Below are 15,701 nucleotides of genomic sequence, written 5' to 3'. Positions count from 1 at the left end.
AGAAAACGATGAATAAATATAGTCAAAGTAACTTTAAACAATCAATGATGATTGATGGTATTGAGCTTGGCTCAAACAGTGGGCCTTATGTCATCGCAGAGCTTTCAGGAAACCATGGTGGCAGCCTTGAGCATGCGCTCAAGTTGATTGATGTAGCAGCGCGAACGGGTGTAAGTGCACTTAAAATTCAAACATATAAACCTGATACGATTACTTTGAATCATAATGGTCCTGAGTTTGTAGTAAAAGAAAAGCTTTGGCAGGGAAGGACGTTATATGATTTGTATGAGGAAGCCCATACACCATGGGAGTGGCACGCGGCTTTATTTAAGCAAGCGAAAAAAAACAATATAACTTTGTTTTCTTCACCTTTTGATAATACAGCAGTCGATTTACTGGAAGATCTTAATTGTCCAGCATATAAAATTGCGTCTTTTGAACTCACCGATATTGGCTTAATAAAGTACGCCGCGAGCACAAAAAAACCAATTATCATGTCCACTGGTATGGCGACCTTTGATGAAATCCAAGAAGCCGTTGCAGCAGTTGCAGATGCCGGAGGTACAGAGCTTGTCGTTTTACATTGCATTAGTGGTTATCCAACTCCAATTTCTGATTGTAATTTAACCACACTTACTGATCTGCAACGAAAGCTTGGTGTGCCTGTTGGACTCAGTGATCACAGTCTTGATGATACTGCTGCAATAGCCGCTACGGCTTTAGGAGCATGTGTGATTGAGAAGCACTTTAAGCTTAAAGGAGATGATTCCAGTGTCGATTCGGCTTTCTCTTTGGATGAAGATCAATTCAGTCGACTCGTTACAAGGGTGAAAGATACTCACGCGAGTTTAGGTGAGGTCAATTACCGTCTAACTGACAGTGAGCAGGATAATGCACCATTTAGACGCTCTTTGTACGTTGCTAAAGCGATCAAACGAGGCGAGATTTTCACCGCTGAACACGTACGTTCGGTGCGCCCAGGTAAAGGGTTGCATCCAAGACACTTAAATGAAGTAATTGGGCAAGTGGCTGCGCAAGACGTTGAATTTGGCACACCTTTAGCTTGGGAGCATGTAGTGCAATGAGTGTGTATATATTTTCCCAAGCTCGATTTGATTCCACGCGTCTTCCGGGGAAAGTATTAAAAGCAATAAATGGCCGCAGCTTGCTCGATTATCATATTGAGCGAGTAGCTCAGGTAAAACAAGCTCATCAGCATGTTATTGTCACCAGCATTGAAAAAAATGATGACTGTATTGTCACACACTTGTCCGATAAAGACGTCATCGTTCGACGAGGCAGCAAGCACAATGTTTTGGAGCGCTTTGTTCAAGCTGCTCAATCACTTGCATTAACTGAAAGTGATTATATTGTTAGGTTAACAGGTGACTGCCCACTTGTTGATCCAACCTTGATTGATGCGCTTATTCAATTTCATTTAGAGTCAGGGACTGATTATTCAAATATTGATGTAAATACCATTCCCAGAGGTTTTGATGCTGAAATCTTTAACTTTAAAGGGCTTCTCCAGGTATTTAACGACGCGAAAGAGGCGTATCAACAGGAGCATGTTACACCTTATTTTTATCAACATCCGACATTATTTCAATGTGCTAGCCTTTCTTTTTCACCACCGCGTTCTGCCCATTTGCGCCTTTGCGTTGATGAGTTGGAAGATTTCCAACTCGTTGAAAGGGTGATAACGCATTTTGGTAACGATATAGATTTTGTATCTGCAAATGAGATTATTGACTTTTTGAATATGACTCCCGCTGTTGCAAGTATTAATGCTCGTGTGGGGCAAAAAAAGTTAGGGGAATAAGTATGATAGCAACTAAGCTTCACGGCTACGCTATTGAGTTACATCAGCTCACCCATGATGATATGGAGCAAGTTTTCAGTTGGCGTAATCAGCCAGACGTCCGAGCAAATATGCTAGATGACAAACCTATCGCCATTGCACAACATCAAGCTTGGTTTTCAGCGATGCTTAAAAGTGATAGGCAAGCACATTATAAAATCATCGTAAAGGCAAAAGAGATCGGGGTCGTTAATATACGTGCAAATACCGCGCTGAGTGATGCCAGTGAAGCAGAAATTGGAATTTACATCGCAGACAATGACTATAAGGGAAACTTAGTCGCTTTCTCTCCGTCTTTACTTTTAATAGATTATGCCTTTGAAGAGCTTGGAATTAACGCATTAGGATCCGTAGTTAAAGCAGAAAATCGAGAGGCGCTAAGGTATAATGAGGTGCTTGGCTACACCTTGGCACCAACTGACAGCCAAGGTTTAATCAAGATAAGATTAACGCCTGACGCATACATCACAGCAACCAAGCAGATTAAAACATTTTTGAGTAGAAGTTAATGAACGAAAAATTACGAAATATCTTTGCTAGTGTTTTGGATATTCCATTAGAAGAAGTTACCGACGAGCTTGCTTATGGACAGCATGATAAATGGGACTCTATGAGTCATATGATGTTGATTGCGGATATAGAATCAAATTTTGATATAATGATCGACACTGACGATATTATTGATATGAGTTCATTTGCAAAAGCGCAAGAAATTGTTGCTAAATACGAGAGCGAATAGTGACGAACTCGGTTAATCATATCGTTGTCATTACCGGAGCTTCTTCTGGAATTGGGCTCGCTGTAGCCAAAAAAGCGGCTTTGAATGAACAATGTGTTGTCATCATGGTAGCTAAAAATGAAGAAAAGTTGCTTACAGCAAAGAGTCAACTCGTTGCCGCAGGGTATTTGAATGTTGAACACTTCACCGCAGATATAACCATAAATGAACAGGTTACCCAACTTTTTAAATTTATCCAAAAAATAAAGCTACCTGTTCATGGGTTTGTGCACTGTGCAGGCACCATGTACGAATCCCCGTTGCTGATGACTCGCGATCATTTGGTTGATGAGCAGTACCATCAACATGTGAAGAGTGCGATTATGCTTGCTCAAGGCATAAGCAAGGTAATGGCTCGAAATAAGTCCGGCAGTATCGTTTTCATTAGCTCAGTCGTTGCGCAGCAAGGCAGCCGTGGTCAAAGCGTTTACGCGGCGATGAAATCTGCATTACATGGCTTAACTGCGAGCTTGGCCGCAGAGCTTGGTGCTATGAACATTCGTGTAAACGCCGTCGCTCCTGGTGTAATTGACACCGCACTGGTTGCGCATATTCCTGATGAGAAAAAGCAGCAGTTAATAAAAAATACAGCATTGGGGCGTATTGGTCAGCCAGAAGAGGTTGCTGATGTGATTAACTTTTTAGTTGCAGAAGAAAGTCGCTTCATTACTGGGCAAGTCATCCATGTTGATGGGGGGTTAAAGCTAGGCTTATGAGTAGGTTTTGGGAGCTTGGAAAAGCGAGTAATAGCTTGATTGTTGATGGCGAGCGCACGTTGAACTATTCACAGTTAGATACTGAAGTACAATCTGCGCTCAGCAACTTGCCAAAAAAGAAACAGTTAATTGCCATCGTTGCGCACAATTCCTTACCCTTTGTCATACACTACTTGGCTGCACTTCGAGGTGGGCATACGGTGCTTCTGCTAGACAAAAGTAAGGGAAAGGAGCAGCATCAGGTAATGCTCACGCAGTTTCATGCGAACTATTTAATTGATGGTGATTTAGTATCTCACCTTAATCCTGATACGGTTCCTCTAGCACCTGAAATTGCACTCTTACTGGGTACTAGCGGCACCACCGGTCGAGAAAAAGTAGTTAAGCTAACCTTTGAAAACCTTACCTCAAACTGCGCTGCAATAACGCAGGTTTTGCCTATTTCCAAAACTGATTGTGCTATGGCTTCTTTGCCATTCTCGTACAGCTTTGGGCTCTCAATTTTACATAGTCATTTGCTTGTAGGGGCAGGAATCATTCTTGGCCAAGAAAGTTTGATGTCAAAGTCATTTTGGCAGCAGTTTACCCAGCATAATGTTAACAGCTTTTACGGGGTGCCATTTAGCTTTGAGATGCTTTTTCGATTGGGGTTGCAAAGGCAACCACTGCATCAATTGAAATATATGGCTCAAGCTGGCGGACGCTTGAGTGGACAGTTATGGGAAGCTTTAAAAGAATTTTGTGGTGCCCAGAAGCTGCCTTTCTACGCCATGTATGGCCAAACAGAGGCCACCGCAAGGATGGCTATCATGCAGCCTGACGATTTTTTAGCTGCGCCAGCAGGCGTAATTGGTAAGGCTTTACCTTTCTGCAAACTTTACATCGCCAGTGGCGAAAAAGAGGGTGAGCTATGTTTTGAAGGGGCAAATATATTCGCCGGTTATGCCTCATCTTTAGAGGATTTACGAGAGTGTGAAGTCAGCGCGATATTAAAAACGGGTGATGTGGCACACCAGCTAGATAACGGTATGTTGCAAATCATTGGCCGAATAAAAAGAATAGCGAAGCTTGAAGGTAGAAGAATAAACCTTGATGATTTAGAGCGTCAGCTCAATCAGCAGTTTAACTTGAGCTGCGTTATAACCAGTGATGATAAACAACTGCGAGTTTTCATCTGTGGCTCTGAACTTGGCGTTGAAAAGCAAATTGCCCAAATAGCACAATGTCACCATCGAAATGTAAAAGTTTTTAATATTGAGACCATCCCTAGACTAAGTAACGGCAAAGTGAATTACAATGCACTTATCTGACGAAGAATTGCTTGAGTTATCAGTATACGACCTCTGTCAAAATGAGAAATGGGAGCTGCTAACGCCATTGCTCGATGAGCTGCACCATTTTCATAAGGTGAACTGTGAAAAATACAGCGCAACTCAGCAACTAGGAGGGACACCTCTTGCTGTTCGCGCCTTCAAAAACCAGCTACTAAGTAGCATTGACGCTGATAAGGTTCACCGCATACTCAAATCATCGGGAACGACAGGTACGCAATCTCAAATAGTCTTGGATAGCGATACTGCCCGTTTACAGTCAAAGGTACTCTCAAAAATAATGCAGCATTGGCTTGGGCCAAAAAGATTACCGCTATTAATTCTTGATTCCAGAAAGGCACTTGATGTTCACTCTGGTATGTCTGCCAGAGCTGCGGGTATACAGGGTATGTCTTTTTTTGGGAGAGATCATCACTTTGCACTTGATGAAAATATGGATCTGGATCTCGCGGTAATAATGAGCTTTGCGGATAAATACGCAGGCCAACCGGTTTTTATGTATGGTTTTACGTTCATAATATGGCAAAGAATAGTGCAACAACTAAGGCAATTAGAAAAGCAGGTGGCGTTTTCTGACGCATTTCTATTGCATGGTGGTGGGTGGAAAAAAATATCTGAGCAAGCAGTTGATAAAAAAACGTTTAAGCAGGAGTTGAGCGCTTGCTTTGGCAATGTCACAGTCCATGATTATTACGGAATGGTAGAGCAAACAGGAACCATTTATGTTGAGTGTGAGCATGGCATGTTACATGCTCCCGTTTGGTCAGATATCAATGTAGTAGACCCTGTGACACTGCGGCCTTTGCCAGCGCAAACCACAGGCGTGGTGCAACTGCAATCCGTTATTGCTAGAAGTTATCCAGGGCACAATCTACTTACTGAAGATTTAGCAATTATTCATGGTATTGATGATTGCGCATGTGGACGTAAAGGAAAGTATTTCACTATTCAAGGCCGAGTAGCCCAATCTGAAGTTAGGGGGTGTAGTGACACTTTTAAATGAACAAGTACAGACACTCGTCGGTGAACTTGAACAAGAGCCATCAAATTTATTTGCCTTCGAGCAGTCACTTATTGACACTGTTGCAGAGTTTTCCGACTTTATACTTAAGCACCGCCCCAGTGCTGAAATTGTCGCGCTGGCATTTTGGTGTAGGCGCAGTAATATCAAAAATCTCGCAACCCACTACGGTGAGCAGCTAAGATTACGGCAGAACAAAGTTTTTCACATTACCCCAGCTAATGTCGACACGGTCTTTCTCTATACGGTGCTCTTAAGTTTTCTTGTCGGAAACATAAATATTGTGAGATTAAGTAGCCGAAGAGGAGCAATCTCTGATGAGCTAGTCGGTTTGATACAGCGCTTTGTAGATACTGATAAAGGAGCCTTGCTGGGTAGTCGCTGTTTATTTATTGCCTATCCGGCTTCGCAGTCTCAGGTAACCGCTACTTTATCAAAATGGTGTGACAAGCGGGTGATCTGGGGGGGAGATGATGCCATATTACAGATTAACCAAGTAGCGCCAGTTGCCAATGAACTGGCATTCCCTGACAGGTTTTCTATATCTGTTCTAAGGCTGAGTTCAGAACAAGATGCAAAACTTGCAGCCAAACAATTTTTTACTGACTATCAGAGCTTCAATCAGCAGGCCTGTTCCTCACCGAAGGCAATTTATTGGCTATGTACAAAACCAGCGATTCAAGACTGTTTTTGGGACGCCTTGGCGAAGTGCGCAGATGATCATCCGCAGTTTGAGTTAAATCATCAGTTAAATAGGCACATAAATACACAGATGCTTCTTATGGCGGATTTATCATTAAAGCCAATTCGTTCAATATCACATCCAAGTTATCTAATGCTTGAGTTTGAGCGACTTAACAGCCTTTCAATACTTGATGCACACGAGGGCAATGGACTTATCTTGAGTACTAATATTGACAGCCTTGCTCAGTTACCAGAGGATGAAAAACTTCAAACTGTAGGCTACTTTGGTATTTCTAAAGATATGGTTGAGGACATTCATGCGCTTCGTAAAACACCACTTGGTAGTGCTCTACAATTTAATCATATTTGGGATGGGGTCGATTTAGTTAAGCGTTTAAACTAGGCTAAACGCTTAACTTTGCAACAAGGCTTTTTAAAGTATCCGCAATGTGCTGCACTTGCTCTTCTGATAGCTCAGGAAACAGCGGTAAAGTGACGGCCTGGCGATAATACAGTTCTGCTGAAGGGCAGTAACCCGCACTAAATCCAAGCTGCTTGTAGAAAGGCTGTAAGTAAATAGGAATGTAGTGCACATGTGCAAAGATACCGGCCTTTCTTAAGTTTTGGATGAGTTTTTTGTGCTCTTCTGGTGAATGGAGCGGAGCTTTGACGACGTAGAGGTGGTAAGCGCTGCGCGATGTATTTGTAACGAGTAACGGTTGGATGCCACTATTTTTAAACAAGCTGTCATAGTGTGCCGCAATCTTGTTACGCTGTTGAACAAAGCTATCGACCTTCGTTAATTGCTGACATCCTAGTGCGGCATGTAAATCAGTCATGCGATAGTTAAAGCCCAGAACATTTTGTTGATAATACCAAGCGCCATGACTTGGTTCGCTAAACTCTTCTGGTTTATTAGTGATACCATGACTGCGTAGCTTAGCCATAGTATCAGCGAGCTGAGGGTTGTTCGTGAGAGCCGCCCCACCTTCTGCAGAGGTCATTATTTTGACAGGGTGAAAACTAAATACACAGATGTCAGAATATTCACAAGAACCTATCTTTTTTCCGTCAAAGGAGCCGCCGATAGCGTGAGAGGCATCCTCGATCACTTTAAAACCATATTGCTGAGATAGTTTACTGATAGCCTGCATGTCGCATGACTGGCCAGCAAAATGAACCGGTATAACCACCCTAGGGAGTTGGTTTTGTCGCTCGGCGTGTACTAACTTGCTAGTGAGTGCCTCAATACTCATGTTACCGGTATCAATATCAATATCGACAAAATCTACACTCGCTCCGCAGTAGAGTGCGCAATTAGATGAGGCTACAAATGAATTTGGTGAGGTCCAAACAATATCACCGTTGCCAACTCCAAGCGCAAGGCAGGCAATATGAAGTGCGGATGTTGCACTGTTTACCGCGACGGCACGATTTGCCCCGGTATAGCTGCAAAGTTTTTGCTCAAACTCTGGAACTTTGGGGCCTTGAGTCAACCAGTCAGATTGCAGCACGTCGATAACTGCATCAATATCTAGCTGGTCTATTGATTGCTTTCCATATGGGATCATAACAGTGCTTGTACGTTAAATGCTTTAATCTCTTCAATGCTCATATAATCCGGATTAGTTAATGAGTTATACTCAAATCCAGGCGTTACAGCTTTCCCTTTCTCACCTAACGCGTTCATGTCAAAATCGTTACTTCTGCTACTGAATTTTATTCCAGGAGCAATAACGAAATGGTCGTCAAACTCAAATGTGTCAAAGCTTAAATCTTCGGGACACATTACTTCATGGAGCTTTTCTCCAGGGCGAATACCGACTACTTTTTGTGGTAGGTTTGGTGCCATTGCGGTCGCTAAATCAACGATACGAATTGAAGGGATTTTCGGTACAAAAATTTCACCGCCAAGCATACGTTCAAAGTTCTTTAGGACAAAATCAACGCCTTGTTGCAGGCTAATCCAAAAACGTGTCATATCTTTATGAGTGATCGGAATATGACCTTTATTTTCGTCGATAAAACGCTGGAATACAGGCACTACAGAGCCTCTAGAACAAACGACATTACCATAACGTACGACTGAAAACCTAGTTCGGTGTCCACCTGCCATGTTATTTGCTGCAACAAATAGCTTATCAGATGCAAGCTTTGTTGCACCATACAGGTTAATAGGATTGGCTGCTTTGTCTGTAGAAAGGGCTATCACTTTTTCTACTTCGTTATCCAGTGCTGCTTCAATTACGTTTTCAGCCCCATTAATATTGGTTTTAATACACTCCATTGGGTTGTATTCCGCCGCAGGGACTTGCTTTAGGGCTGCGGCATGAATGACATAATCTACGCCTTGCATTGCTCTTCGCAATCGATCTTTGTCTCTGACATCCCCGATGAAATATCGCATACACCGATGATTAAACTCTTGCTGCATTTCAAACTGCTTAAGCTCATCTCGAGAAAAAATGATTATTTTTTTTGGCTTATATCGTTCTAGCAGAGTTTTTACGTATTTTTTGCCGAAAGAGCCTGTGCCGCCGGTAATTAAAATGGTTTTATTATCAAACATTGGGGTCCACCTAAAGGTGCAATCAAAACTTTACAGTATCAAATACTGGAACTGCTACAAGCACTGTATTGATACGATAAACTAGCTACTACTCAATACTTTATATCACTTCTAATCATTTTGCAGTATTTATGCCAGTCATCACAGGAAATTTAACGATTATGATGACTTTTTACTCAAAATAGCGTAGATTAAAACTAATGATAGTGAATGGGGGTAGATATGAAAATCCAATCACAAAGTGCTGCTTTTTTTAATCGAACAGAGCAGACGGCTAACAAATTAAACGAGCAGCTATCTTCGGGCAAGCGGGTTAATTCAGCTGCCGACGACGCTGCCGCATTACAAATTATTGACAGGCTCACTTCTCAGCAAGATGGGTACAGTCAATCTATTCGTAATGCTTATGATGGTATCTCATACTCGCAGACCGCCGATTCTGCTCTGTCAGGAGTGAATGACGCAGTTTCTAGGATCCGAGAGTTGTCTATTCAAGCAGGAAATGGGGCGCTGACAGACAGCGACCGCCAAGCACTGCAAGAAGAAGTGTCTCAGCTTCAAACGCAAATAACAGAAACGTTTGAAAACACGACGTTTGGTGGAGCACAAATATTTGACGGTGAATCACGTAGTTTCCAGGTAGGTCCCGACGCTAACACGACGCAGAGTCTAGAGCAGACCGACGGTGGCTTTGCTAGTGCGATTCTCAGTGTAGATATTTCCACACAGGCTGGGGCGCAATCAGCAATTGACGCTGCTGATACAGTCTCTAAAGAGTTAAACAGCCAGCGCGCGCAGTTGGGGGCGTTTGAAAATTCGGTTTCTAGTACCATTCGCTCGGCAAGCAATCAACGAGAGAATATAGCTGCAAGCCAAAGTCGTATCCAAGACACGGATTACGCCCAAGCGGTTAGCGATCAAGTGGCTAACGATATTCTATCGCAGGCTTCCATTGCATTGAGAGGCCAAGCAAATCAGTCCGCATCATCAGTCTTAGGTTTACTGTAAATTAATACCAAAGTATTGATATAGAACAGTACAGGTGGCGATTTTTTGGCGTTTATGTCAAAAAATTGCCACTTAGGTATTGCATCCCCTTTAATCTCTCTTACAATCTAACTATTGGAAATTTTAGTAGATTGGTTCTCAAGCAATGGTCTTGATCTTAGATAACAACAATAAAAGAGCGATCGGATTAGGCGCAGCGCTTAGCTTTGTCGGTCAGGCAAATGACGTGCTAGCTGAAGAGCAATACGCGCCAAGTATCATTGATAGAAACCAAGAGCCGATTTTTGTGTTAGGTGCATTACAACACGCTTCTCACGAAGCCTTGATCAAATCGCACCCAGCAGTGCCTTTTTTATTGATAGGTGAGACGCTTAGGCCATTGCTTTCACTACCCAATGTTATTGGCCTCATCACGGAACCGTTCAGCCAAGAAGTCACCATGCAGTTGCTTCATGACTGTCAACAATACTTACGGATGCTGCCGAATAAAGAAAACAAGCTGCAAAATAAGAGTTTCGACGGCCTAGTTGGAGAGACGGAAGCGGTTAAAAATGTACGCTTTTTAATCTCTCAAGTGGCAAAAACAGATGCTAACGTACTGATTTTAGGCGAGTCAGGAACGGGTAAGGAAGTAGTTGCGCGTAATGTACACCTTTTATCTAAGCGTGCTCATGGCCCATTTGTGCCAGTAAACTGTGGTGCGATTCCAGGGGAGTTGTTGGAAAGCGAACTATTTGGTCATGAAAAAGGGGCGTTTACCGGAGCGATATCAGCACGAAAAGGGCGTTTTGAATTGGCGCAAGGCGGCACACTTTTTCTTGATGAAATAGGTGATATGCCACTACAAATGCAGGTTAAACTGCTACGTGTCCTTCAAGAGCGAACTTATGAGCGGGTGGGGGGCACAAAGCCAATTCAAGCTGATGTTCGTGTTATTGCGGCGACTCACCGCAACTTGGAAACCATGATTGAAGAAGGTAAGTTTCGAGAAGATTTATTTTACCGACTCAATGTTTTTCCAATCGAAAATCCATCACTTAATGAGCGTGCTGAAGATATTACGCTACTGCTGAAAGAGCTGACACGCCGTGTGAATGAACAGTCAGGTAATTCGGTCAAATTTACAGATAGAGCAGTAGAAAGTTTAAAAGCACATGCTTGGCCTGGCAATATTCGGGAGCTTGCGAATCTTGTAGAACGTATGGTGATTATGTTCCCTGATAAAGTTGTAGATGTCACCGATCTACCGCAAAAGTATCGCTACATCGAAGTCGAAGCATTTGAACCTGAATATCCAGAAGAATTGTTAGAAAAAGATGCTTTTAATGAATTATTCAGCGAAGGCTTTAGTGACGATGAAGAGGATACGTTAGTACAAGACTTTACGTCGCAAACGGCAGACGTAGGTTTGTTGCCGGATGAGGGGATCGAGCTCAAAGAATACCTAGCTGAACTAGAGATAGATTTAATCACGCAAGCGCTTGAACGTTATGACTATGTTGTTGCGCGTGCAGCGGAAATTTTAGGTGTTCGCCGCACCACATTGGTAGAAAAAATGAAAAAGTACAATCTTAATCGCGATTAACTTATTACACCGAAGTTAACAGTTGCTATGGTTAATACCAATTTGACTTAATACTAGCTCAATTTGAAGGAGTAAATCTGACGCTAACAGCGTTAAAAATTTCTTATTTAGAACAACTAAATAGCAAAATTTTTGCCTTGCCTATATGGATGTAGGTACCTTAGCGATAGCAGGACGCGGTAGCGGAGTTATCGACAAGATTTTCTCGCCTCAAAATAGACCACTTAATTAAGAAAATTGGTATAACTTCGAACCACTTGTCCTGAAATAAGTGCCACTTTAAGCGTTTACTCTATTTTCGAAAAATCCAAAGAGGCATAACTATCAATAATAGCCTGTTTGCAAAAGCAGTCATCTGCGTGGTCATTTACCATTCCACAGGCCTGCATGTGCGCGTATACTGTTGTAGAACCAAGAAATTTAAATCCCCGCTTTTTTAAGTCTTTAGCGAATTTGTCGCTGACTTCGCTAGTAGCAACGGCGTCTTGATTATCACGCATTTTATTTACAATGGGTTGATAGTCAACAAACCCCCACTGATAACGAGCAAAGCTGCCGAAGGCTTGTTGGATCTCAATAAAGTGCCTAGCATTATTGATGGTGGCAGCGATTTTCGCTCGATTTCTAATAATACCGTCAAACGTCAATAACCTTTCAATATCTTGTTCTGTCATTTGACTGACTTTTTGCACATCAAAGTTATGAAATGCCTGCCGATAACCCTCACGTTTTTTTAGTATGGTATACCAGCTAAGGCCTGCTTGAGCGGACTCTAAGGTCAGAAACTCGAATAAGCTTTTGTCATTGAGTACTGGCTTTCCCCATTCTTTATCGTGGTATTCAATATAATCGGGTTTACTTTGATCAACCCAACTGCATCGTCTATTCATGAAAGTGTCCTTTAGCTTATTTATTGTTCGAGTTTTAGGACTCTAACATGTGGCTGTACATAAATACAGTGTCAATAAATTGTTCTTTACAATGCTTCTTTAACTTCATGTTTTTAAAGGATTATAAAGTTGGAATGCTTTTTGCTTTTTCTACATGAGTTTATTTTTAAGAGAGCGGAAAAATGGCATTAGCACATGTTATTAATCCTCAGTTTGTACCAACTACTGGTCATTATAACCCTTGCTTACTTCAAGAAGCATATGTGGGTGAGTTGAGCGATCTACGACAACAAGCAAGTTGGCTTGGTCATCTGGTTGACACTATGCCAGCAGGCGTGATTGTTTTAGATGGTCAAGGGATGATTGCCAAAGCAAATCAGATAGCAATGGATATGCTTGGAGAGCCGCTCGAGGGAGAAAAGTGGTTCAGTATTATTCAACGCTCATTTAGGCCACAGCAAGATGATGGTCATGAGGTCTCTCTTAAAGATGGTCGCCGAATTAAGCTGGATATAACAGCATTAGCGCCCGAGCCTGGGCAACTGATCCTAATGACTGATCTGACAGAAACTCGGCGACTGCAGAGTCGAGTTGCTCACATGCAAAGGCTAAGCGCATTGGGAAAAATGGTGGCTTCTTTGGCGCATCAAGTTAGAACGCCATTGTCAGCAGCAATGCTCTATGGTGCCAATTTAGGCGCTACAAACTTACCACAAGCATCTCGGGAAAAGTTTCATGACAAATTGATGTCACGATTAAAAGATTTAGAAAATCAGGTGAATGACATGCTGTTATTCGCAAAAAGTGGCGAACAACAAGTGGTTGAACGGGTCTCTATGCAGTATTTACTAAGTGAAGTCAAAGCGGGTGCTGACGCTATGGTTGAACTTAATCACGCTAAGTTGGAAGCCGATTTGCCTGAGCCGGATATTGAGATACTCGGTAATCGTACTGCATTGGCGAGCGCTATTCAGAACCTTATCCATAACAGTATTCAAATTACTGGCAGTGACGCCCACATTAAGCTTAAAGCAGAGCGTGAGCCCTGTGGCGAGCACGTGCGTATTTCTGTCACAGACAATGGTCCAGGTATAGATGAAGCGCTAGTCGATAAGCTGTTCGAACCGTTCTTTACCACCAAATCGCAAGGAACAGGATTAGGTTTGGCAGTTGTAAACTCGGTAGCAAATGCACACAAAGGGTTTGTCAGGGCTGAAAATATCAAAGGTCTAGGTGCACAGTTTAGTCTGATACTACCACTGATCAAAGCGGAGGAATTATGAGTAATAAAGTGTTAGTTGTTGAAGATGATGCCGGCTTAAGAGAAGCGCTCATCGATACGTTACAGCTTTCAAGCATTGAGTGTGTCGAAGCAAACAGTGCAGAGCAAGCCGTATTGTTACTCAAGCAAGAGACGTTTTCTTTGGTGGTAAGCGATGTTCAAATGGGTGCAATGAGTGGGCTAGATTTGTTGAAATCCATAAAGCTTAACTACCCTGAGCTGCCAGTGTTAATGATGACAGCTTATGCGACCATTGATGATGCGGTTGAAGCGATGCGTTTGGGAGCCATTGATTACATGGCTAAGCCTTTTGCGCCTGAAGTGTTGTTAAATATGGTGGGTCGTTACTTACCTGAAAAAGAAAAAGAAACAGAGGGTCCTATCGTCGCTGATCCAAAGAGTATAAAGCTGCTTGAGTTGGCTGCAAAAGTAGCAAAGTCTGATGCCAGTGTAATGGTGCTTGGGCCGAGTGGATCAGGTAAAGAGGTATTAGCCCGTTATATTCATGATAAATCAGACAGGGCTGACGAACCATTTATTGCAATTAATTGTGCTGCAATTCCAGAAAATATGCTTGAGGCTACCCTGTTTGGATATGAGAAGGGCGCATTTACAGGTGCAATTCAGGCATGCCCAGGTAAGTTTGAACAAGCGCAAAAAGGGACAATATTACTGGATGAAATCACAGAAATGGATTTGGGGCTTCAGGCAAAATTACTTCGCGTTTTACAAGAGCGGGAAGTGGAGCGACTTGGTAGTAGAAAAACCATAACACTAGATGTTAGGGTGTTGGCAACCAGTAACCGAGATTTGAAAGAAGCGGTTGAAGATGGGGTATTTAGAGAAGATTTATACTATCGCCTTAATGTTTTCCCATTGGAATGGCTGCCGCTTAGAGATAGAGCAGGAGACATCACGGTATTGGCTGAGCACTTGCTATCAAGACATATGCAAAAAGCGGGTAAACCAACACCTAAGTTAAGTACTAGTGCTAAGCAAAAGTTAAATTCTCATAGCTGGCCTGGCAACGTGCGTGAGCTTGATAACGTCATCCAGCGTGCTTTGATATTGTTTCAGGGCCTTGAAATCACAGAAGATGATATTTTTATTGAAAACTTTTCACCGATGTCTTTGGTTGAGTCAGAAACTTGCCTCACACAGTCCGTTACAGAAGACGCTCCCAATGATGATGGCATCATCAATTATAAGGATGAGCTACAGGACAAAGAGCATCAAATTATTTTGGATACGCTTGCCAAATTTAATGGTAAGCGCAAAGAAGTGGCTGAAGTGTTAGGCATGAGCCCGAGGACATTGCGCTATAAGTTAGCAAAAATGCGAGATCTAGGTATTGCGTTACCAGCTTAGGTGAAAGAGTCGCTCAGATATCTTGAAGGTGAGCTTAAAAGTCGGATGTGAGCTTACCTTCATTTGTACACATCAGGCTAATACAACATCAGCCTAAACTAAGCTGTTGCTTTTCTCTGGCACCTTCCTTTTCCTCCGACTGCCAATTTTTCGACAGGGTAAGTTTCAACTTAACTAACTGAAATTAAAGTGTTTTAATTTTGGCATGTTTCCTGCTTTCATCAAGGTAACAAGAGTTATTTTGAGTAAAGCATCATGAAAGTACAATCATCAGCGCTATTCCAAGAAATGCAGGCGATGGCCGCAGAAGCGACTAGAAATACCCAGCCTACTGTGCAACCAATTAAAACAGCAGCATCTTCTTCAGCTCAATTTGGAGATTTACTCTCTGATGCACTTAATTCTGTTCATGGCCTTCAACAAGATGCAAAGAAAAAAGTGACGGCGGTGGAGATGGGTGATCGTAGCGTTTCTCTTGCTGAGGCGATGATCGCAAAACAAAAATCATCGGTCGCTTTTGAGGCAACGGTACAAGTACGCAATAAGCTTGTCGAAGCCTATAAAGAAATCATGAGCATGCCAGTTTAATAAAGTGACTGTGGAGAGTA

At 42.4% G+C, this 15,701-nt stretch carries 16 protein-coding genes; 13 read left to right on the top strand and 3 right to left on the bottom strand.

What is annotated here, in order from left to right; genetic code table 11:
• The first annotated feature begins 8 nt into the window (after positions 1 to 8).
• The 8 genes from pseI to EAG18_RS08860 are packed head-to-tail and all read left to right on the top strand — an operon-like array spanning position 9 to position 6,794.
• Positions 9 to 1,085 carry a pseudaminic acid synthase gene (pseI, locus tag EAG18_RS08895; protein ID WP_185745576.1) on the top strand — a complete coding sequence of 359 codons (1,077 nt, stop codon included), beginning with the start codon at positions 9 to 11 and terminating at the stop codon, positions 1,083 to 1,085.
• Positions 1,082 to 1,822: a glycosyltransferase family protein gene (locus EAG18_RS08890; protein ID WP_125252033.1), complete on the top strand. Its 741-nt coding sequence runs from the start codon at positions 1,082 to 1,084 to the stop codon at positions 1,820 to 1,822. Before pseI ends, EAG18_RS08890 begins: the two co-directional genes overlap by 4 nt.
• A gap of 2 nt (positions 1,823 to 1,824) precedes the next feature.
• Positions 1,825 to 2,370 carry a GNAT family N-acetyltransferase gene (locus EAG18_RS08885; RefSeq protein WP_125252032.1) on the top strand — a complete coding sequence of 182 codons (546 nt, stop codon included), beginning with the start codon at positions 1,825 to 1,827 and terminating at the stop codon, positions 2,368 to 2,370.
• Positions 2,370 to 2,600 carry a phosphopantetheine-binding protein gene (locus tag EAG18_RS08880; RefSeq protein ID WP_125252031.1) on the top strand — a complete coding sequence of 77 codons (231 nt, stop codon included), beginning with the start codon at positions 2,370 to 2,372 and terminating at the stop codon, positions 2,598 to 2,600. The genes EAG18_RS08885 and EAG18_RS08880 overlap by 1 nt, the downstream gene beginning before the upstream one ends.
• Positions 2,600 to 3,355, top strand: a complete 756-nt coding sequence (locus EAG18_RS08875) for an SDR family oxidoreductase (protein ID WP_185745575.1) — start codon at positions 2,600 to 2,602, stop codon at positions 3,353 to 3,355. The genes EAG18_RS08880 and EAG18_RS08875 overlap by 1 nt, the downstream gene beginning before the upstream one ends.
• Entirely contained in the window at positions 3,352 to 4,665 is a 1,314-nt protein-coding gene (locus EAG18_RS08870) for an AMP-binding protein (protein ID WP_125252029.1), read from the top strand. The genes EAG18_RS08875 and EAG18_RS08870 overlap by 4 nt, the downstream gene beginning before the upstream one ends.
• Positions 4,652 to 5,689: an acyl-protein synthetase gene (locus EAG18_RS08865; protein ID WP_125252028.1), complete on the top strand. Its 1,038-nt coding sequence runs from the start codon at positions 4,652 to 4,654 to the stop codon at positions 5,687 to 5,689. The genes EAG18_RS08870 and EAG18_RS08865 overlap by 14 nt, the downstream gene beginning before the upstream one ends.
• Positions 5,673 to 6,794 carry an acyl-CoA reductase gene (locus EAG18_RS08860; protein WP_185745574.1) on the top strand — a complete coding sequence of 374 codons (1,122 nt, stop codon included), beginning with the start codon at positions 5,673 to 5,675 and terminating at the stop codon, positions 6,792 to 6,794. Before EAG18_RS08865 ends, EAG18_RS08860 begins: the two co-directional genes overlap by 17 nt.
• A 1-nt stretch (position 6,795) precedes the next feature.
• On the opposite strand, the gene pseC is transcribed toward EAG18_RS08860, so the two are convergent.
• Both pseC and pseB read right to left on the bottom strand, forming a co-directional pair.
• Positions 6,796 to 7,962 carry a UDP-4-amino-4,6-dideoxy-N-acetyl-beta-L-altrosamine transaminase gene (pseC, locus tag EAG18_RS08855; RefSeq protein WP_125252026.1) on the bottom strand — a complete coding sequence of 389 codons (1,167 nt, stop codon included), beginning with the start codon at positions 7,960 to 7,962 and terminating at the stop codon, positions 6,796 to 6,798.
• A complete protein-coding gene (pseB, locus tag EAG18_RS08850) occupies positions 7,959 to 8,960 on the bottom strand; it encodes a UDP-N-acetylglucosamine 4,6-dehydratase (inverting) (RefSeq protein WP_125252025.1) in 1,002 nt (333 codons plus the stop codon). The genes pseC and pseB overlap by 4 nt, the downstream gene beginning before the upstream one ends.
• A 222-nt stretch (positions 8,961 to 9,182) precedes the next feature.
• On the opposite strand from pseB, the gene EAG18_RS08845 reads away from it, so the two are divergent.
• Together EAG18_RS08845 and EAG18_RS08840 are read left to right on the top strand one after the other, a co-directional pair.
• The gene (locus EAG18_RS08845) at positions 9,183 to 9,968 is read left to right on the top strand and encodes a flagellin (protein WP_125252024.1); all 786 of its coding nucleotides are present in this window, start codon (positions 9,183 to 9,185) and stop codon (positions 9,966 to 9,968) included.
• A gap of 145 nt (positions 9,969 to 10,113) precedes the next feature.
• Complete coding sequence (locus EAG18_RS08840; RefSeq protein ID WP_125252023.1) at positions 10,114 to 11,553, top strand: sigma-54 dependent transcriptional regulator; 1,440 nt, start codon at positions 10,114 to 10,116, stop codon at positions 11,551 to 11,553.
• A gap of 287 nt (positions 11,554 to 11,840) precedes the next feature.
• On the opposite strand, the gene EAG18_RS08835 is transcribed toward EAG18_RS08840, so the two are convergent.
• Complete coding sequence (locus tag EAG18_RS08835) at positions 11,841 to 12,443, bottom strand: DNA-3-methyladenine glycosylase I (protein WP_125252022.1); 603 nt, start codon at positions 12,441 to 12,443, stop codon at positions 11,841 to 11,843.
• Between the two features lie 182 nt (positions 12,444 to 12,625).
• Here EAG18_RS08835 and EAG18_RS08830 point away from each other — a divergent pair, with 182 nt between their 5' ends.
• From EAG18_RS08830 to fliE, 3 genes are all read left to right on the top strand, one after another.
• Positions 12,626 to 13,726: an ATP-binding protein gene (locus tag EAG18_RS08830; protein ID WP_125252021.1), complete on the top strand. Its 1,101-nt coding sequence runs from the start codon at positions 12,626 to 12,628 to the stop codon at positions 13,724 to 13,726.
• Positions 13,723 to 15,093, top strand: coding sequence for a sigma-54 dependent transcriptional regulator (locus EAG18_RS08825; RefSeq protein WP_125252020.1), 1,371 nt, complete (start codon positions 13,723 to 13,725; stop codon positions 15,091 to 15,093). The genes EAG18_RS08830 and EAG18_RS08825 overlap by 4 nt, the downstream gene beginning before the upstream one ends.
• A gap of 255 nt (positions 15,094 to 15,348) precedes the next feature.
• Positions 15,349 to 15,681, top strand: a complete 333-nt coding sequence (gene fliE, locus EAG18_RS08820) for a flagellar hook-basal body complex protein FliE (RefSeq protein WP_125252019.1) — start codon at positions 15,349 to 15,351, stop codon at positions 15,679 to 15,681.
• Positions 15,682 to 15,701 lie beyond the last annotated feature (20 nt).

The sequence above is a fragment of the Pseudoalteromonas sp. J010 genome, assembly GCF_003934235.1.
GTDB lineage: Bacteria > Pseudomonadota > Gammaproteobacteria > Enterobacterales > Alteromonadaceae > Pseudoalteromonas > Pseudoalteromonas peptidolytica.
This window is presented reverse-complemented; position numbering and strand designations above follow the sequence as displayed.